The sequence below is a fragment of the Mycobacterium sp. 155 genome, assembly GCF_000373905.1.
GTDB lineage: Bacteria > Actinomycetota > Actinomycetes > Mycobacteriales > Mycobacteriaceae > Mycobacterium.
In genome coordinates this window covers 518,158-538,174 of sequence record NZ_KB892705.1, presented here as the reverse complement: position 1 = coordinate 538,174, position 20,017 = coordinate 518,158, and the positions used below count along the sequence as shown (strand labels likewise).

The window sequence follows — 20,017 nt, the reverse complement described above, 5'->3', positions numbered from 1 at the left end:
GTACATGTCCGCACCCGGCTCGTCTACGCCGAGCGATTCCCGGAGGCTGCTCAGATTGAGTGTCGGAAACTGTTCAGGCAGAGCCTCTTCCGTCACAGCCCGATGCCTTCGTAACGATCGAAGGCCGATTTGTCCAACATGCGCCGGCCATCTACGACAACCGGGTTCTGCCCTGTTTCAGCCAGCACAGCCGGCAGATGTTCGAACTCGGCCCATCGTGTGACGACCAGGACAGCCTCGGCCTCCGCCACAGCGCTCACCAGTGAGTCGCAGATGCGGACGTCGTCGAAGATCCGGCTCCCATCGGCTACCGGGTCATACACGGACACGATGGCGCCCCGCTCCCGCAAACCATGCACGATCGGAATGGCGGGTGACTCCCGGGTATCACTGGTGTCGGGCCGAAACGACAAACCGAGGACCGCGACCTTTACCCCCGCGAGACTGGCGAAATGTTTGGCCAATAGCCGAAACATCTCGTTAGGCTGCGCCTCGTTGACGTCGATGACCGACTGCAGCAACGGCATCGGAATTCCGGCATCCCCGCCTCGTGCGATAAGTGCGTTGACGTCCTTGGGCAGACAGCTTCCGCCGAAGCCGCAGCCAGCCATCAGGAACGATGCGATAGGCGGAACCACCCGCCGGCCGTCATCGAGCACGGTGGTCAGATAGCGACTCGTGTGTACCCCGTCCATAACTTCTACGACATCGATACCGCCAAGTGCCGCACTCAATTTGGATATCTCGTTCGAGAAGGAGATCATCGTGGCGAGCATCGCGTTGGAGGTGTACTTGACCATCTCCGCAGTGTTGTTGTTCGTTCGCACACACGGCGCATCGGAGAACGGCAGGTACACCGATTCCAGCACCGCATGTGTTCGCGCATCGATGCCACCGCAGATGATTCGATCGGGCCGCATGAAATCTCCGACGGCCTCCCCTTCGGTGAGGAACTCCGGGTTCATTCCAACGCCGAAATCGACATGCGCGCGCTTACCCGAGGCCGCTTCGAGAATCGGGAGCACAACGCCATCAGTGGTACCCGGAATCACGGTGCTCTTTACCACCACGACGTGGTAGTCGTGGGCCTCGCCCAACGCCGCACCGATCGCACGGGCCGACTCTTCAATGTGCGTCAAGTCGATCCTCGTGCCATCGAACGGGGTTCCCACTGCGATGAACGTGATCTCGGAACCCAATACCGCCTCACGGGTATCTGTCGTAGCCCGCAAACGACGCCCGACATTGCGCACGAGCAGGTCTTCGAGGCCTTGTTCGAAGATCGGGGACTCACTGCGGTTGATTGCGTCGACCTTGGATCGGTCCAAATCGACACAGACGACGTCGTGGCCTTTCTCGGCCAAACATGCCCCTGTGACCAGGCCGACGTACCCCGTTCCGATGATCGCGATGCGCATCAGGCATCCTCGGCGTCGCGGTTGCCTGCATACCAGATCAGTGAGCGCCGAAGCCCCTCGTCAACAAGAATTTTCGGTGCATAACCCAATTCTTTCCTGGCCTTCTCGATCACCGGGCACCGGCGCTCAGGGTTGTCGGCGAGGTAGTCCTCGTCGATATTGCGCACCACCTTGCCTGTGTAACCCCACAATTCATGACCGAGCACGACTACTTTCTCCGCCAACTCAGCCATGGTGATCTCCGGAGTCTCGACACCGATGTTGTATGCCTCGCCGGGGCGACCTTTCACCAGCACCTTGTAATAACCGACGACTGCGTCTGCGACATAGCAGAACGTCCGGCTCGGGGTCCCAGTGGACTTCATCACGATGTCGCGGCCGGAAAGGATGTCACGGGCGAAGTCGGGCAACACTCGTTTGTCGGTGATTTTCAAACCGGGTCCATAGTTGTTGAACGGTCTGACCACGGTGATCGGAAGATCATGCTGCTGGGCAAAGAACACACAAAGGGTCTCACCGAATCGCTTGGACTCGTCGTAACACGAGCGCGGTCCCGTGCACGACACATTGCCTCGATAGGTTTCGGGTGTCGGGATGTTCTCTGGTGTTGGGTCACCATAGATTTCGCTGCTGGAGTAGAACAGGAACCCCTCCACTGGATGTGATGACGACTGTTGCCCCAGCGCATAGTCCAGAAGCCTTCGCAGACCGCCGATGTTGGCGTCCATCGTCTCGATCGGATGACGCCGATAGAAGATCGGCGAGGCGATAGAACCCGCGTGCACGATGTATTGAACATCACCGATGTCATCAGGCAGCGGCTCGGTGATGTCGTGGCGAATCAACTCGAGATGGGCAGTGCCGTCCAGCGCGGCCAACCACTCCGGAATTCCACGAATATAGTTGTCGTACACCGTAAGCCGGATGGGGTTCAGTCTGCCGGCGGTGCGGTTCCAGTGCAGCACGGCCTGCACCAGGTAGTAGCCGAGAAACCCCGCGCCCCCCACGATGAGTAGACGCTTGCCTCCCATACGGCCGAACTCTTCGCACAGTTCACTGGTGATGTACTCAAGGTCCTGCTCGACGATATCCGCTGCGGTATCAGTCATTTCAGCGCACAACCCTTACTTCGGGGATCGGGATCAGCCACTGCCCACCCCATTCGCGAATATAGGATGTCTGTTCCATGATTTCGTCGACCAGGTTCCATGGACCTACGAACAGATAATCGGGCCTAGTTTCCCGAATACGGTCGGGAGACAGAATCGGGATATGGGTACCAGGCAGGAACTTCCCCTGCTTGTACGGGTTGCGATCGACGGTGTAGTCGATGAAATCCGTTCGGATGCCGCAATAGTTCAGCAGGGTGTTGGTCTTGCCGGCCGCACCGTAGCCGACGATCGACTTGCCGTCCCGCTTAGCCGCGATGAGGAATTCGAGGAGACCGCGCTTGGTTTCTTTTACTCGCTCATCGAACTTCGCGTAGTAGGCCAATTCGTTCATCCCGCGGCGTTCCTCTTCCGCCAAGACATCGGCCACGCGCGACCCCGGCTCAACACCACGCTCCGCGTGGGTGGCGAAGATCCGTAACGATCCGCCGTGGGTGCCGAGTTCGGCGACGTCGAAGACCGTCAACCCGTGATGTGCGAAGAGCCTGACGACCACGGCGAGCGACAGGTAAGAAAAGTGTTCCTGATAAATCGTGTCGAACTGATTGCCCTCAACCATCCGCATCAGGTGCTGGAAATCGATTGTGACGGTGCCACCCGGCGCGAGCAGGATCTTGAGTCCTCCGACGAAGTCATGCAGGTCGGGCACGTGCGGCAACACATTGTTGCCCAACAGGAGATCAGCTGTGACACCCTCGTCAACCAGCTCCTGCGCGGTGCGCACGCCGAAGAACCGAATTCGAGTGGGAATTCCTTTGCTTTCGGCGGCCTCTGCAACGTTGCCGGCGGGCTCGATACCCAGTACCGGTATGTCCTTTTTCGCGAAGTACTGCAGAAGGTAGCCGTCGTTGCTGGCGACCTCGACCACCGTGCTCCGCGAGTTCAGCCGAAACCGTGGAACAACCTCCTCGACATATTCCTCGGCGTATCGCAGCAACGTGTCGACGTAGGAGGAGAAGTACGCGTACTCGGTGAATATCGCCTCAGGTCGGACGTACTCATGGAGTTGGACCAGCAGGCAGCCCTCACACACGAAGACGTGCAAGGGGTAGAACTCCTCACCACGCTCGAGTTCATCAGGCCCCAGGTGCGACTGGCACAATGGCGACATTCCCAAGTCAACGAACGTCCGGTTCAGGGGTCGTGTGCAGAACCGGCACGATAACGTGGACTGCTCAGTCATGTTCAACAACACTCTTTCGACCTCTACGACGCAACCGTGCACGTTGACAAGTATTCCGCTAGCGAATCTACATTGACTATCCTCTGCTCTGCACACGGCGTGCCGTCTTGCTTCAATAAGATCCGCAGCGCGTGGCTTAAGCTGCCAAACTACCCTTTGACGACGGTGCCTACCAAGATCAACCCGTTGGGTACACTCGGCTCAGCCGGATGTATCCAGCAAAGAGAGTTTCGCACATGTCAAACGTCCCGTCCCCTGGCTGTCGCACCATGAAAGCCACCAGTCGCATGACTACTCTCGTGAGCGCAGTCCACGTGTGGAGTCTGTGAGATGCGGCGTTACCGATTCAGTACGAAGAGTCCGGGTGCACGGATTCTGTGTGTCTCAAACCGCGACATCGCGCCACTGATCTCGCGATGCTTACAGTACGAACTCGAAGACCTCATCGCATCGGTGGACGACGTTGATGTGATCGCCCCCTCCGGCTCGGTCGCTCACGAGGGTGCAGAAGGTCTATTTCAGGCCATTCTGGGTAAGGTTCGGCAGCTGTCGCTGCGGGTCTTACAGCGGTTGAGCCTGCGGCTCGAACAAGCTTGCCCAATCGCGGGTCGTCGGCGCCTGCCCGCCGGCCTGTCCCGCCACTACGACCTGGTCTTCCTCAGCACGGAATCAGTGGCCGACTTACGTGCACTCGCTCCGTGCGCAATGTGGCGATCAGCGGCAAAAGTCTCCGCGTGCTACATAGAAGAAATCTATGCTGCCGACATTCCCGCCCTCGGGAATCTCCTCAATCTACTCAAACGCTTCGATCACATTTTTGTCGCCGACGCGGGCACTGCCGAGCCGCTGGCACGGGCCACCGGCCGTCCCTGCCACCACATCCCGCCCTCTACCGATGCTCTCAAATTTTGCCCGTATCCCTCGGCGCCCGAGAGAGTCATCGATTTCTATGCAATGGGTCGCCGCCCGGAACTGACCCACAACGCACTCCTCAGGATCGCAGCCACAGACGACTTCTACTACATGTACGACACCGTGAAGAATTCCGAAGTCACGAGCTACGTCGAGCACCGCAACCGACTTGCGGACATGATCAAGCGTTCGCGGTACTTCCTGGTAAATCTGGCATTGTTCAATAATCCCGAACGCACCGGCGGCCAACAAGAATTGGGATTTCGTTACTTCGAAGGCGCCGCCGGTGGCGCCATCCTCGTCGGCGATGTTCCCGACACTCAGGCGTTCCACGAATGGTTCGGCTGGGAGGACGCGGTCATCCCACTCCCCGATGATTCCGACCAGATCTCAGCTGTCATCTCAACATTGGACGCTGATCCGACTCGCTGTGAACGGATCAGCAAAACCAACGTCGTGAACTCATTACGCCGTCACGACCACGTCTATCGCTGGGCTCAGGTCCTGTCCGCCGTAGGACTGCCGGAAACTGAGGCAATGCAACGTCGCAAGCGTGCGCTCAGCGACCTCGCGGAGTCAATCGATCGCACCATCCCGCAAAGCGAGTTAGAAGGATCGGCTAACCCATGACAAATGTTGCGATCCTCGGATCCGGTATGGCGGGGTTCGGCGCGTCACATCGATTGCGTTCGGCGGGTCTGTCACCGGTGATGTTCGAGAAGCTGCCCCACTACGGCGGACATACCTCATCGCATGAGTGGCACGGTTTCATGTTCGACGAGGGACCGCACGTTTCCTTCACCAGCGATACCCGGATCCAAGAGTTATTGGCTGACAATATCGATGGTGCGTACGAGACTTTGCACGCAAAGATCAACAATCTCTGGCGCGGCCATTGGATCAAGCATCCAGCACAAGTCAATCTGCACGGTTTGCCCGAGGACTTGGTGGTCGACGTCATCAAGGATTTCGTCGCCGTGCAGGACGAGCCGGCGCGTAAATTCAAGAACTACCAGGAATGGCTCTACGCGGCATTCGGCAAGACCTTCGCTGAGACCTTTCCGATGGAGTACGCATACAAGTACCACACAACCACCGCTGACAATATGAGTACGGACTGGCTGGGGCCCCGGTTCTACCGACCCAGCCTCGACGAAGTTCTGCGGGGTGCACTGGGGCCCAACACTCCCCACACCCATTACGTGGACTATTTCCGTTACCCGACTCGCGGTGGATTCGCGGCCTATCTTCGCCGGTTCGCCCAGGATGCCGATGTCAGAACCAGCCACGAGGTCAGCGCGGTGGACCCCAAGCGCAGGTTACTTACGTTCCGTAACGGGCAGCGCATCGACTACACGCACCTCATCTCCTCCATCCCACTGAAGACACTGGTGCCGATGATCGAGGGGACACCACCTGACGTGCTCGACGCGACAGACCGCCTCGCCTGCACCGAGGTGGTGCTCGTCAACGTCGGTGTCGATCGTGCGGACCTCCTCGACGCCCACTGGTCGTACTACTACGACCGCGAGATAACGTTCACCAGGCTTAGTACGCCACACCTACTCTCGCCGAATAACGCACCTACCGGTTGCGGCAGCCTGCAGGCTGAATGTTATTTCTCGGCCAAGTACCGGCCGCTGGACCGCAGTCCGGACAGTCTGATCGAGCCGGTGCTCCGCGATCTCAGGAAATGCGGCATCCTGCGCGAATCCGACCGAATCATCTTCGCGAATACGCTGCACATCCCTTACGCAAACATCATCTTCGATCTCGACCGGGCCGCGGCTCTCGAAACTGTGCACGGTTATCTAGCGGACATCGGGATCGCGTGGTGTGGTCGGTACGGAGAGTGGGGATATCAATGGACCGACGAAGCGTTCGTCAGTGGCGAGAATGCGGCTGAACAGGTCCTGAACCTCATCGGACATTGAACTGAACCGCCGGTTTTGATGCACACCGCTTGTTGGTGTGCATCCTCCGTGCCGCGGGCGGCTACGGCCGCCCGCGACCTATTGGTGTAGCTGTCCCAGCCGCTCCAGCAGCAGCGCCTCGGCGGTCGCCGCCTTCTCCAACACGCCGAGGTGCAAGCTCTCGTTGATGCTGTGCGCCTGGGTGCGGGGATCCTCGACACCGGTGACCAGGATCGTCGCGGCGGGGAACGCTGTGGCGAACTCAGCGATGAACGGGATCGAGCCGCCCATGCCCATATCCACCGGATCAGTGCCCCAGGCCTGACGGAACGCGGCGCGGGCCGCGTCGTACACCGGGCCGGTGGCATCGATGGCGTACGGCTGCCCGATGTCGCCTGGTGTGACCGTTACCCGTGCGCCCCACGGGGTGTGCAGCTCAAGGTGATGCGTCAGCGCTTCGAGGTGAGCACGGGCGTCGCCGCCAGGCGCCACGCGCATGCTCACTTTCGCGCGGGCGCGCGGGATGAGAGTGTTGGACGATTTGTCGATGGGCGTGGTGTCGATGCCGATCACCGTGACGGCGGGTTTGGCCCACATGCGTTGCACCACTGAGCCCGAGCCGATTTCGGATACCCCGTCGAGCAGACCTGATTCCTGGTGGACCCAGTCGTCACCGCGGTCGACGTCCGCGGCGGACGCCTCGTGCAGGCCGGCGACCGCGACGTTGCCGTCGTCGTCGTGCAAGCTGGCCAGCAGCCGCACCAGGACGCTCAGTGCGTCCGGCACCACCCCGCCCCACAAGCCCGAATGCAGCCCGTGGTCGAGGGTGGCGACCTCGACGACGCAGTCCGCCAGCCCTCGCAGAGACACCGTCAACGCAGGGGTTTCGGTGCTCCAATTGTCTGAGTCCGCGATGACGATGACATCGGCGGCCAGGGCGTCACGATGGGCGGTCAACAGGGCTCCCAGCGATGGGGAACCGGACTCTTCTTCGCCTTCGACAAACACCGTCACACCGACCGGTGGCTTGCCGTCGAAGGCCCGGATCGCGGCCAGATGCGTTGCGATACCGGCCTTATCGTCCGCGGTACCACGGCCGTAGAGCCGGCCGTCGCGCTCCTGCGGCTCGAATGGCGCCGAGTTCCATTGAGCGGGATCGCCTTCGGGCTGCACATCATGGTGGGCGTACAGCAACACCGTGGGCGCCCCTGGCGGGGCCGGGTAGTGCGCGATGACGGCGGGCGCGCCGCCTTCGCTGACGATCGTGACGTCGGGGAAACCCGCATCGGACAACAGCTTTGCGACAGCTTGGGCGCTGCGGGCCACCTCACCACGGCGGGCTGGGTCAGCCCATACCGAGGGGATGCGGACCAGATCCTCCAGATCGGCCCGTACCGACGGCAATACCTGTTGGATCCGCTGCACGACATCACTCATGGTGATGACACTAGCGTCACAGTCGAGCCCAGCGAGCGTGCGCGAAATGCTGACCAGACACGGCGTGTCGGGCGGCAGACGCGCACGCTCGCGGAGCTAGGGCTCGAGTTCCTCGATGATCGCCACGGCGGCGGCGGTGTCCGCCTCGTGCGTGAGCGACACATGGATGGTCGTGTTCTCCAGGTGCCGGGCAATTTCGCCTGACAGCCGGACCTTCGGACGGCCCCACATGTCGGTGACCACCTCGATGTCGCGGTGGATGTCCTCCGGCAGCATCGGTCGCTTGGAGAACCGCGAACCCGACCAGGCCTTGATCACCGCCTCCTTGGCGGCCCACCGGGCCGCCAAGTGCCGGGCCGCCGAGGAACTCTTGTCCGCGGCGTCCCGGCGCTCACCTGGTGTGAACGTCTCGGCGAAAACCGTGCCTGGCCGATCAACCTGCTCAGCGAAATCCGGTATGGAAACCAGATCGATGCCTACTCCGACTATCGCCACCCAGCGACCTTAGCTCACGCCCTCTTGCTCTTCGCGCAAGCGCTCATCGCGCATAGAGATCGTCATTGCCAAGTCGGGCATCCGGGTCGAGCAACATGGCCGCTTCCTGGGGCTTCTCCGGCACATCGTGGTCGAACCGGCGGTCGGCAGGCTTCTCGTACATCGGACGCCCACCGGCGATGGCCGAGGCCAACCGGCGCTGACCGGCCAGCGTGCGCTGTTCGGCACGCTTGCGGTAGCTCTCCCGCTCAGCCGGATCGAGCGACGCGATAAACGCCTCCGGATGCACCAGCGCGACCAAGCCCGACACGTGACCGAACCCGAGGCTGGTCACCAGACCGGCCTTGAGCGGGAACTTGCCGCGCAGGTCCAGGGGCTCACGCACCCAGACGAAGTGACCGGAGGTGGCCAGCTCGTCGTCGACGCAGTCCAGGCTGCGGTTCGGCGGGATGACGCCGTCGCGCAGGATCTGGCACAGACCCATCATCTGGAACACCGCGGCGCCGCCCTTGGCGTGCCCGGTCAGCGACTTCTGGCTGACGATGAACAGCGGCGCACCCTCCGAGCGGCCCATTGAATCGGCCAGCCGCTCGTGCAGCTCGGTCTCGTTGGGATCGTTGGCCAACGTCGAGGTGTCGTGCTTGGAGATCACCGCGATGTCGTCGGCACCCACACCCAGCTTGGCCAGCGCACGCGACAGCGCCGAGTCCTTGCCGCCACGGCCCGCACCCAGGGCACCCAGGCCCGGAGCGGGGATCGAGGTGTGCACACCGTCGGCGAAGCTCTGCGCGTAGCCGATCACCGCCAGCACCGGCAGACCCATCTTGGCGGCCAGGTCACCGCGGGCCAGCAGGATGGTGCCACCACCCTGTGCCTCGAGGAACCCGAGCCGACGCCGGTCGTTGGCGCGGGAGAACTTCGAGTCGCTGATGCCCTTGGCCCGCATCGTCTCGGTGTCGGCGGTAGCCGCCATGTCACCGAAGCCGATGATGGCCTCCAGCGTCAGATCGTCGAAGCCACCGGCCACCACCAGATCGGCCTTGCCCAGGCGGATCTTGTCGACACCCTCCTCGACCGAGACCGCGGCCGTGGCGCATGCGCCGACCGGATGGACCATTGCGCCGTAGCCGCCGACGTAGGACTGCATGACGTGTGCCGCAACAACGTTCGGCAGCACCTCCTGCAGGATGTCGTTCGGCTTGGCGCGGCCCAGCAGGTTGCCGTGGTACATGGTCTGCATCGAGGTCATGCCGCCCATACCGGTGCCCTGCGTGCTGGCCACCAGGCTCGGGTGCACCCAACGCATCAGCTCGGTCGGCGTGAAGCCCGACGACAGGAACGCATCGACGGTCGCCACGATGTTCCACAGCGCCACCCGGTCGATGGAACTGGCCATGTCCGGGGTGATGCCCCACACCGTCGGGTCGAACCCGGTGGGGATCTGCGCGCCGACGGTCCGCGACAGCTTGGTCTTGCGCGGCACCCGAATTTCGGTGCCCGCCTTGCGGATCACCTGCCAGTCACCGGAGTCCGGCACCGGCCGGGCCACGGTGTGCTCAGGATCGAAGGACACGAACGCCCGGGCGTCGGCCTCGCTGGACACGACGAACGAGAAGTCCTTGTCCAGGAAGACGCTGACGAGCAGCGGCGAGGCGTGGTCCGGATCGATCGCGCCGTCGTCGACGAACTCGCGGATGCCGCAGCGCTCGACGACGATGTCGTGGTAACGCTCCACGATCTCCGATTCGTCAACCAGCTCACCGGTTTCGGTGTCGTACCAGCCGGCCTTGGGATCGTCCTCCCACTTGACCAGTCCGGTCGTCCACGCCAGCTCCAGCACGCCGGCCGCCGACAACTCGCCGGAGACCTCCATCTCGTAACGGGTACGCGAGGAACCGTACGGGCCGAGTTCGGCACCGCCGACGATGACCACCAGATCGGCCGGGTCGACATCGAGGCTTTCGAAGACCGGCGCGGGCGCCGGGGCGTATCCGCGCGGGGGCGAGGGCAACGCGGCGACAGTACCGCGATTGTCGCCGTCGGAAGCTCCGTCTTCTGCTGCCGCAGAAGACATCTCCTCGCGGGCCTTGGCAGCCAGCTCAGCCATGTCGATCTTGATGTCGCCGAGACCACCGGTCAGGTCGACCTTGATCGGCGCATTCGCCGCGGCCACCTTCGACTCGACCGTGCACAGGTCCAGCAGCATGGCTGCCATCTCCGCACTGGTGTAAGTGGTCACGCCGGCCTCTTCGACCGCGCTGACGATGGCGTCGTTGTGACCCATCAGGCCCGTGCCCTTGGTCCAGCCGATCAGCGCGTGCGCCAGGGTGACCCGCTCGGCCCACGACGCCTCGGCACTCCAGCGGTTCACCAGCGCGTCGAGTGCCGCCTTGGACTCGCCGTAGGCACCGTCGCCACCGAACATGCCGCGGTTGGGCGAGCCCGGCAGCACCACGTGCAGGCGTGAAGCGATGTCACGGTCGGCGCCAATCCTGGACAGCCCACCGACGAGCCGCTCCACGGCCCACAGCAGCACCTTCATCTCCATCTCGGAGCGCGAACCGGCCTCCGACAGATCCCCGGCCACGCGTGGTGCGGCGAACGGGAACAGCAGCGTCGGAGTCTGCGCGTCCTTGAGGTGAATGGCTTGCGGCCCAAGGCTTTCGACCTGATCACTGCCGACCCACTCGACCAGCTTGTCGATGTCGGAGTAGGACGCCATGTTGGCCGGAACCACCCACAGCGTGGCGCCGAAACGAGCGTTGTCGCGGTAGAGCTTCTTGTAGAAGGCCAACCGGTCGTCGTCCAGGCGCGAGGTGGTGGCGATGACGGTGGCACCGCCGTCGAGCAGTTGCCCGACCACCGCGGAGGCGATCGAACCCTTCGAGGCACCGGTCACGACCGCGATCTCGTCACGGTAGCGGCCCTTGCCCGGGTTCTCGGCGCCGGCTGCAATGCGACCGAACAGCGACGCATGCACGTTGCGGCCTGCGGCCAGGGCCTTGCCCTGCCACCAATTCGCCTGGGTGCCAACCACATGCCCGGCACCTTCGAAGCGTTCGGACAGCCGCGGCCACTCCGAGTCGATCTCGCTCTCGTCGGCCAACCACAGCTTGACCAGATCCTCACGGGCACTGGCCCACCGGTCGTCGAACACGACGGCCTTGCGGGCGTCGAATGTCGGCGCGACGAGTCGCGGCCAGTCCGAACCGAGTTCGGTGGTCACGAGGTCGATGAGCTCGGCGTCGGTTGCCGTCTCCGGGGCGGTCACGGCGTTGTCGAGCCCGAGCTGACCCAAGATCGTCCGCGCCGCGGCCGCCAGCACACCGTCACGTCCGGTGACCTTCTCGGCGAACTCGCCGAGCGCTGCCGAATCCACCACACCGCCACCGGCACCGCCGGCCGACGGCAACGAGACAGGCACACCACGCCGGGCCGCAATTGCCGCCACGGCCGCGTCGATCACCTTGTCGACGCTGGCGGCGTCGGCCAGCGCACCGGGGTGCAGGGCACCCAGGTCGCCGCCGCGCACGCTGTTGCCCTCACGAGTGCCCAGCGCGACCTCGACGGTGACGTGCTTGGCCCAGCCGGCACCCAGCTCCCAGGTTTTGGCGATCCGCTCGGCGATGTAGGCCGGACGCTTGCCGGACGGACCGAACACGGTCCGCAGCTGGTCGTTGATGGCGTCCGACAGCACCGGGCCGAACGGCTTATAGGTGCGGGCGAGCTTGCTCACCTGCCCCTTCAGCGCACCCAGATCGGCTTCGGCGGCACCGTCGATGGCACCGAGGTTCAGCTCGGAGCCCAGGTCCACCAGCAGCTGGTTCCGGCGCGACGACGCACCGTCGGTGATGGACTCGATGGAGTCCAGCCCTTCGATCTGATCGAGGCGCATCTTGGCCGACAGCGCGATGAGCGCCACAGTGGCGTCGGCGGCATCAAACGCGATGTCCTCGGGCCGTGGGCCACCGGACGCCGCGACCGGGGCCGCGGCGGGTGCCGGGGCCGCCGCAGGAGCGGCCTCGGCGGAGCCGGTGGACGGTTCTGCGGGACCTTCATCGACATCGGGGTCCGGCTCCGGATCGGTGTCGGTGGCGAACAGCACTGCCGCGTCGCGCTCGCTGTTGAGCACCTCGACGGTGCTGTGCGAGTACTCGGGCAGCTTGAGCGTGTTGGTAGCCAGGCCGGCAACCGTCGGAGCCGACTTCACGCCGATCTCGACGAACCGCTCAACACCGAGACCGCCTGCGGCCTCCTCGATGAACAGCAGGTCCTGCGTCTCGATCCAGCGCACCGGGCTGGCGAACTGCCAGGCCAGCAGCTCGATGACGACCTTGCGGCACAGCTCCCCCGGCTTCTCGTTCCGCCAGGTGTCGTAGTCGGCGAGCACCTCGTCGAGCGGCTCGGCCGGAACCAGATCGCGGATCTCCTGGATGAAGTCCTTGTCCAGGGTGAACGGCCGCGGCACGAGGTTCGGGATGTACTTGCCGATGATCAGCTCGGGGTCGTTGTCGCGCGGCATGACGCGGTCCAGGCTGCGGCGGAAGTCGTCGACACCCACGCGCAGCACGCTGGAGTGGAAGGGCACGTCGACGCCAGGCACCAGGATGAACGAGCGTCGGCCGCCACTGAGCTCGCGACGCCGCTCGACCTCTTCCTCCAGTGCCTCCAGACCGCGCACGGTACCGGCGACCGCGTACTGCGAACCACGCAGGTTGAAGTTCACGATCTGTAAAAATTCTCCAGTACGAGCTCCAATTTCGGCGACGAAGTCCTTGACGTCGGCGTCGGGGAGATCGATCTGCGACGGCCGGATCGCGGCCAGCCGGTAGTTGGACCGGCCCTGCTCGTCACGCTCGACGATGTCGTGCATCTTGCCGCCGCGCGCAAACACCACCTCGAGCAGGGCTTCCAACTGGTACACGCCGGAAACGCAGGCCAGTGCGGTGTATTCACCGACGGAGTGCCCGCAGGCGATGGCGCCCTCGACGAACGCACCCTGCTCACGCATCTCGGCGACCTGAGCCGCCGCGACAGTGGCCATGGCCACCTGGGTGAACTGCGTCAGGAACAGCACACCGTCGGGATGGTGGTAGTGCACACCGGAGGCGATCAGGCTGGTCGGGTTGTCCCGCACCACATGCAGGACCGAGAAGCCGAGGGTCTCGCGGGTGAACTTGTCCGCCGAGTCCCACACCTTGCGGGCGGCCTTGGACCGGGCCCGGACCTCCATGCCCATGCCCTTGTACTGGATACCCTGGCCGGGGAACGCATAGACGGTCTTGGGCGCGGCCAAGCGGGCGGTCGCCGACATCACCAGATCGGAGCCGACGCGCGCCTGCACCTCGAGTACCTCGGCGCCGACGTCGATTCCGACGCGATCGACGCGGAAGTCGACCTCATCGCCGGGCTTGACCATACCCAGGAAGCGGGCGGTCCAGCCGATCAACTTGGCCGGCGGAGCCGGCTTGCCGTCGGTGGCGGTGGCCACGTGCTGGGCCGCGGCCGAGAGCCACATGCCGTGCACGATGGGCGAATCCAGGCCTGCCAGCAGCGCGGCCGCCCGATCGGTGTGGATCGGGTTGTGGTCACCGGACACCACGGCGAACGGCCGCATGTCGACCGGGGCACCGATAGTGATGTCGCGGCGACGGCGACGCGGCGTGTCGGTGGCGTTGTCGGAGATGGCGCCACCGGCCTTGACCGGGTCAGCCAGCTCGGCGTCGCCGGTGCGGCCACGGATGGCGAACCGCTCCTCGAGCGTGGCCAGCAGCGTTCCGTCGGCAGCCTTCACGACCACCGAAACCGGGACCACTCGCCCCACCTCGGTGTCATAAGCGGCCGAAGCCGTTGCGGCGACGGTCAATTCGGCCTGTTCCGCCGGCAGCGGAGCATGCAGCTGCGCGGCGTGGTCCAGGTGCACCAGGCTCAGCAGACCCTCGACGACCGGGAATCCTTCGTCGGTGACGGCCGATCCGATCGCGGCGAACACCGCGGGCCAGCACCGACCGACCAGCGCATCCGGAACCACGGTCAGCGTCGGGGCCAGCGGGGCGCCGAAGGTGGCGGTCACGCCGGTGTGGTCGGCGACCGTCTCGGGATCCCACTCGACCGTCAAGGTGGCGGTGGAGTCGGTCACCGGCGGCAGCGCGTCGGGACCATTGACGCCCGCGGCGATGGCCAGCACGGCCCGCATCGCGGTCGAGGCGTCCTCGACCGAAACGATCGGGGCTCCACCGCTGTGCACGGCGTCGGTCAGGCTGAACCGGATCTCGATCCAGGTACCCGACAGCGGCACCGAGAGCACGACGTGCGTGTCGTCGACCACCTCAAGCCGGGCTCCGGTCGAAGCGTTGGTGGCGGAACGATTTTCGTTGACCTGCCAGTCGGCGGGCGCGGCGATGCGGTGCACCGGGTTGGTGGCGGTACGCCCGGCCCACAGCACATCGGGAGCATCGAGCAGTACGGCCAGCGGACCGGACACGCCGGCGCGGCGGGCCCGTCGGGACAGCGCGGGCACCGGCTGGGCACCCGCTGACAGCGCCTCGTCGACGGCGGCCTGCTCGAAGCGGTCGAGCAACTCGCCGACGGGCTCGTCGACACGGGTGATGCCGGCGACGGCGGCGGTGCCGGGGATGACGCACACCTGGTCGGCCGTGTAGCGGGCGTCGTGCGCCTGCCACAGCGAGTCACTGCGCCACCAGCGGCGCACATCCTTGTCGATGACCGGCACGAAGTTGACCGGCTTGCCCAGCGTCTTGCACAGTTCCGTGAAGAACGGGACGTCGGCCGGGTGCAGCTGCACCGATGCGGCGTCCGGGTAGGCACCGACTAGGGCGGCCAGCGCGGCCTTGGGATCCTCGAGTAGCGCGTCGTTGTCGAACACCGTCTCGACCGGACCGAAATCCTGTGCGTGCAAACGCCCTTCGGCACGCTTGAGCATCTGCTCGAAGCGGTCGCGCCAGGTGATGTCCAGCCACGGCGAGTGGTCCCGCTTGGTGTCGGCGGTGCTGTTGCCGTCCCCGATGGCCAGCTCGACGTAGCGGCGCAACCACTGCAGGTAGGTCATGTCGGCGACGTCGCCGAAGTAGGGCTTGGCCGTGTCGGCCATGGCCGCGACGATCTCGTCGCGACGGTCCGCGACCGCGTCGGCGTCGCCGGCCACCTCGTCGAGCAACCGGCCGCAGCGTGACGCGGTGTTGTCGATCTCGTGGATGTCGGCGCCGAGCTGGCTGCGTCCGGAGGCCATGCCGCCCTGGGCTTTTCCGGCACCCACCCACTGGTCGGTGCCCTGGGTCGCCACCAGAAGCTCCTTGACCTGGGGGCTGGTGGTCGCCTCCAGCGTGGCCATCGCGGCCGTGCCGACGAGGATGCCGTCGATCGGCATCAGCGGGTAGCCGTGGCCGGCCGACCAGCGGCCGGACAGGTACTCGGCGGCCTGCTCGGGCGTACCGATGCCACCGCCGACGCAGATGGTGATGTTGGACCGGCTACGCAGCTCCGAGTAGGTGGTCAGCAGCAGGTCGTCGAGGTCCTCCCACGAGTGGTGGCCACCGGCGCGGCCGCCCTCGATGTGCACGATCACCGGCTTCGTGGGTGCCTCGGCGGCGATCCGGATCACCGAGCGGATCTGCTCGACGGTGCCCGGCTTGAACACCACGTGGCTGATGCCGGCGTCGTTGAGTTCGTCGATCAGCTCGACGGCCTCTTCCAGATCGGGAATGCCCGCGCTGACGACGACGCCGTCGATCGGGGCACCCGACTGCCGGGCCTTCTGCACCAGGCGCTTGCCGCCGACCTGAAGCTTCCACAGGTAGGGGTCCAGGAACAGAGTGTTGAACTGGATCGCGCGGCCGGGCTCCAGCAGCGTGGTCAGCTCGGTCATGCGGTCGTCGAATATGCCCTCGGTGACCTGACCACCGCCGGCCAACTCGGCCCAGTGGCCGGCATTGGCGGCGGCCGCGACGATCTTGGCATCGACGGTCGTCGGGGTCATACCGGCGAGCAGGATCGGCGAGCGCCCGGTGAGCCGGGTGAACTTGGTCTCGAGCTTGACCGAGCCGTCGGGCAGCGACACCAGGGTCGGGGTGTAGCTGGACCACGGGCGGGCCACCTCGGGCACCGCACCGATGGTGAACAGGTTGCGCTGGCCGCCGCGCGTAGCGGCGGGCACGATGCCCACCCCGAGCCCGCGAATGACGGGAGCGGTCAGCCGGGTGAGAATGTCGCCGGGGCCCAGGTCGAGAATCCAGCGGGCGCCTGCCGAGTGCACCCCGGTGATCTCTTCGACCCAGTCCACCTGGTTGACCAGGATCGCCTCGGTCATCGCCTTGGCGAGCGTGACGTCGAGGCCCACGGCCTCGGCCCAGCGGCCCACGATCTCGATGCCGTCGGACAAGCGCGGGGTGTGGAAGCCGACCTCGACCTGGACCGGGTCGAACACCGGCGCGAACACCGCGCCGCCGCGGACTTTGCTCTTGCGCTCGGACTCTTCCTTCTCGGCGATCTGGGTGCAGTACAGCTCGAACCGGGACAGCTGCTCGGGCGTGCCGGTGATGACGACCGAACGACGACCGTTGCGGATGGACAGCACCGGCGGCAGCACGGTGCGGACATCCTGAGAGAACTCCGCGAGCAGTTCGTAGATGCGCTCGGGCTCGGCGTTGGTGACCGAGACCATCGGCGGCCGGTCGCCCAGCACGGTGATACCGCGCCGGCGGGCCACGAGTGTGCCCGCGGCACCGATCAGCTGGGCCAACGCGAGCAACTCGACATCCTTGGCGCCGCCGGCCTTGAGCGCCTCGACGGCCAGCACGCCCTGGGAGTGCCCCACGACCGCCACCGGCGGGGTGGCGGTCAGGTCCATCCCCTGACGGGCCAGGGCGCGAATGGCGGCGATCTGGGTCAGCAGCACGCCCGGCACCGACACCGCGGCCGACGTCAGCTGCTTGACCGACGGCACCGGCTCTTCGGAGGCCAGCGCGCGGACCCACTGCAGCGGGTCGAAGCCGATAGGCCGGACCACGACGAGCTCGGCGGCGATGGGCTCCAGCATCAGCTCTGCCTCGCCGGCCAGGGTCGCCAGCTCGGCTTCGATCCCGGCGGAGGACACCAGTTCCTCAAGGGTTTCCAGCCAAGCGCTGCCCTGACCGCCGAAAGCCACCGCGTAGGGTTCGCCGGCGCTGAGCCGGTCGACAAGTGCGTGGGCGGAGTCGACCGGCAGTCCGTCGGATCCAGACTCGTCGTTCCAACCGGCGGACACTCGGTCGTGTTCGTAGATCGTCACTGGGGCTATCTCCTCGGTGCTGCTCGGGTGTTGTCGCGTACGGGCGGCCGTATGCCTGCCATGGCTGTCGGGCCCAGAGGCTCAAGTCCCCCGGGCGTTAGGCCATCGGCGATTCAGCGTCGAATCCGGCAGGGAGCCGCCTCCGGTTCAGGTTCCGGGTGGTCCAGAAAGGTGGGTGAGCATCCCTGCCGTACTAAGGGTGTCATAAGAGCAAGCGGCCATTTCTCCGCGCGATTGGTTACTGACGAGTTCTACGCACGGGTAACCCCCGGTAACGTAACACCGCGTTCGACAGCGGCAGAACGCATTCGGTACAAACTTCCTGCTGGCAGGTGGTTACGTTCGGGTAGCAACAACAATGCAGATCAAAGCAGCATTGTTATCAAATCGTTATCTAAAATCCGGGGCCGACGAAGCCCGTCGGACTGCCATGTCGCCGGTCGACATTGAGGCGACATATGTCAAGCGAACCGTACGGGTGGATCCGAAAAGTTTGCTGAAAAAGACTTACCGGTCAGTCCCACTGGCCAAATTGCGGCTTGAGGATGTGGTTGATGTCCACCCCGACTCCCCCGACGTTGCGCTTGTCGATCTCGACCTGATGCAGCTGCGCGGCGGGGTGGGCGACGCCGCCCGGGGACCCCCAATTGTGCTGCCAGAAGTAGGAGCCGAGACCGTCCTGCAACGCCCACTCGATGGTCTTGGAGTTCGCGTAGACGCCGGTGCGCTGGTGGCCGATCACCGACTCCCAGCCCCGAAGATAAGGTGCGACTTGCTGTTTGTACTGCTCGGGCGTGGGGTCGTCATCGATGGATGCATAGATCGGCGCGCCGTAGGGGCCGCCCGCGGCAACATGAAGTTGCCAGCCCCGCTTGGCGTGCTGCACACCCGCGTTCTGTCCACCCAGCCAGTCCGCGGTGTCCTGCTTGCCGTACTGGTAGCAGGACACGATCTTCATACCGTTCTGGTAGAGATCGCGGGCCTCGGGAAGCTGGATCGGCTTACCGAGCATCCACGCGCCGCCGGGGCGACGATCGGAGACGTAGCGGATCGCGCCGATTGCGCCCGCCGATCGAATGTCGGAGGCCTTGATGACGCCCGCGGCATAGTCGAGCAGCACGCCCAACGGCGCGGCACCTGCGGGCGGCGCGGCAACCAGCCCGCCCAGCCCGAGCAGCGCGGGTGTAGCAGCGGCGCATCTGAGCAGCTCGCGCCGGGACATCGACACGAATATCAGGTTACGACAGTCGTCCCAATATTCACATCAACGCCACTGGTCACATCTCTATCAATATTCACACCGACGATTCACACCGACGTCGAGAGGCGCCACCGAAGGCGCCAGCCTGTCGATCAAGAACCGTCTGGGCCGGGTAAGTCGCCCGTGCCGCGAATTTCCTTACGGCGCTTGCAGTTCAGCGTGGCTCCGCCACCTCGCGGGTGTGCCGCTCAGGCGATCGCAGCAGCCCGCTTGACGGCCTGGTCGAGCAGACCGGACAGCACGGCATGCACCAGAGCGCGGCTGTCGGACTCCTGTTGATCGGTCAAACAGTCGGCGACCGTCCCGACCGCCGACTCGGCAAGCGCGCCGACCGCAGCATCGGTCGACGCGACCACCTGGGCGATAGCGTGCAGCCACATGTGTTGATCCGGTATGTGGTCGACGACCTCCGCCAGCACCGGATCGGTCAGAACCACAGCGCCGTCGATGATTCGCACCAAACCACGCGAGACAAGGGTGCCCAAGTCAGGATCTGCTGGGGCGACCTGCAGACGACGGGCCTGTTGACCGACCGCCGTCGGCGGGATACCCAGGACGTCGACAAGGCTCTGGCCGTGCCGCAGCCCATCGAAGAACTCTGCGATGTGCGCGGAACTGAATCCTTTGCCGAGAAGCCGGCTGATCGCCGCCAGTTGGGCCAGGTGGGTGTCGCTGTAGTACGCCGAACGACCGACACGACGGGGTGGATCGAGCAACCCGCGCTCACGATAGGCGCGGATGTTCCTAGCGCTGACGCCCGAGATTCGCGCCAGATCATCCAACCGGTACTCAGCCAATCTGGCTACTCCCGCGCCGAGCCGGACAGCGATGCATTCCCCCACCCTACCCCGACAAAACGACTACGAGCGAAGTTTTGACCACAGAAACAACACAGCCGATAACTGGGCTGTCCCACGTTTCATCTGCAGATATATTGACCACC

General features: G+C 64.7%; 10 protein-coding genes. 2 read left to right on the top strand and 8 right to left on the bottom strand.

The features are described from left to right. Positions 1-92 precede the first annotated feature (92 nt). The 3 genes from B133_RS0102480 to B133_RS0102470 are packed head-to-tail and all read right to left on the bottom strand — an operon-like array spanning position 93 to position 3,770. The gene (locus B133_RS0102480; RefSeq protein WP_018599133.1) at positions 93-1,418 is read right to left on the bottom strand and encodes a UDP-glucose/GDP-mannose dehydrogenase family protein; all 1,326 of its coding nucleotides are present in this window, start codon (positions 1,416-1,418) and stop codon (positions 93-95) included. Continuing rightward, positions 1,418-2,527 carry an NAD-dependent epimerase/dehydratase family protein gene (locus B133_RS0102475; RefSeq protein WP_018599132.1) on the bottom strand — a complete coding sequence of 370 codons (1,110 nt, stop codon included), beginning with the start codon at positions 2,525-2,527 and terminating at the stop codon, positions 1,418-1,420. Before B133_RS0102475 ends, B133_RS0102480 begins: the two co-directional genes overlap by 1 nt. 1 nt (position 2,528) lies before the next feature. Continuing rightward, positions 2,529-3,770 (bottom strand): class I SAM-dependent methyltransferase, encoded by a 1,242-nt coding sequence (locus B133_RS0102470; RefSeq protein WP_026255887.1) that lies wholly within the window; start codon positions 3,768-3,770, stop codon positions 2,529-2,531. A gap of 453 nt (positions 3,771-4,223) precedes the next feature. On the opposite strand from B133_RS0102470, the gene B133_RS0102465 reads away from it, so the two are divergent. Together B133_RS0102465 and B133_RS0102460 are read left to right on the top strand one after the other, a co-directional pair. Beyond that, on the top strand, positions 4,224-5,312 hold the full coding sequence (locus B133_RS0102465; RefSeq protein ID WP_232423239.1) for a glycosyltransferase: 1,089 nt from the start codon (positions 4,224-4,226) through the stop codon (positions 5,310-5,312). After that, complete coding sequence (locus B133_RS0102460; protein ID WP_018599129.1) at positions 5,309-6,616, top strand: NAD(P)/FAD-dependent oxidoreductase; 1,308 nt, start codon at positions 5,309-5,311, stop codon at positions 6,614-6,616. Before B133_RS0102465 ends, B133_RS0102460 begins: the two co-directional genes overlap by 4 nt. 78 nt (positions 6,617-6,694) lie before the next feature. On the opposite strand, the gene B133_RS0102455 is transcribed toward B133_RS0102460, so the two are convergent. From B133_RS0102455 to B133_RS0102435, 5 genes are all read right to left on the bottom strand, one after another. Next, positions 6,695-8,032, bottom strand: coding sequence for a dipeptidase (locus B133_RS0102455; protein WP_018599128.1), 1,338 nt, complete (start codon positions 8,030-8,032; stop codon positions 6,695-6,697). Positions 8,033-8,128: 96 nt separating this feature from the next. After that, entirely contained in the window at positions 8,129-8,527 is a 399-nt protein-coding gene (locus tag B133_RS0102450) for a holo-ACP synthase (protein ID WP_018599127.1), read from the bottom strand. A gap of 43 nt (positions 8,528-8,570) precedes the next feature. Further along, complete coding sequence (locus B133_RS0102445; RefSeq protein WP_018599126.1) at positions 8,571-17,813, bottom strand: type I polyketide synthase; 9,243 nt, start codon at positions 17,811-17,813, stop codon at positions 8,571-8,573. Between the two features lie 514 nt (positions 17,814-18,327). Continuing rightward, on the bottom strand, positions 18,328-19,041 hold the full coding sequence (locus B133_RS0102440) for a DUF1906 domain-containing protein (protein WP_026255886.1): 714 nt from the start codon (positions 19,039-19,041) through the stop codon (positions 18,328-18,330). 221 nt (positions 19,042-19,262) lie between these two features. Then, positions 19,263-19,871, bottom strand: a complete 609-nt coding sequence (locus B133_RS0102435; protein WP_232423238.1) for a MerR family transcriptional regulator — start codon at positions 19,869-19,871, stop codon at positions 19,263-19,265. Positions 19,872-20,017 lie beyond the last annotated feature (146 nt).

Coding starts and splice junctions, on each gene's coding strand:
- B133_RS0102480 (WP_018599133.1), bottom strand. CDS start 1,418: ATGCGCATCGCGATCATCGGAACGGGGTACGTCGGCCTGGTCACAGGG.
- B133_RS0102475 (WP_018599132.1), bottom strand. CDS start 2,527: ATGACTGATACCGCAGCGGATATCGTCGAGCAGGACCTTGAGTACATC.
- B133_RS0102470 (WP_026255887.1), bottom strand. CDS start 3,770: ATGACTGAGCAGTCCACGTTATCGTGCCGGTTCTGCACACGACCCCTG.
- B133_RS0102460 (WP_018599129.1), top strand. CDS start 5,309: ATGACAAATGTTGCGATCCTCGGATCCGGTATGGCGGGGTTCGGCGCG.
- B133_RS0102455 (WP_018599128.1), bottom strand. CDS start 8,032: ATGAGTGATGTCGTGCAGCGGATCCAACAGGTATTGCCGTCGGTACGG.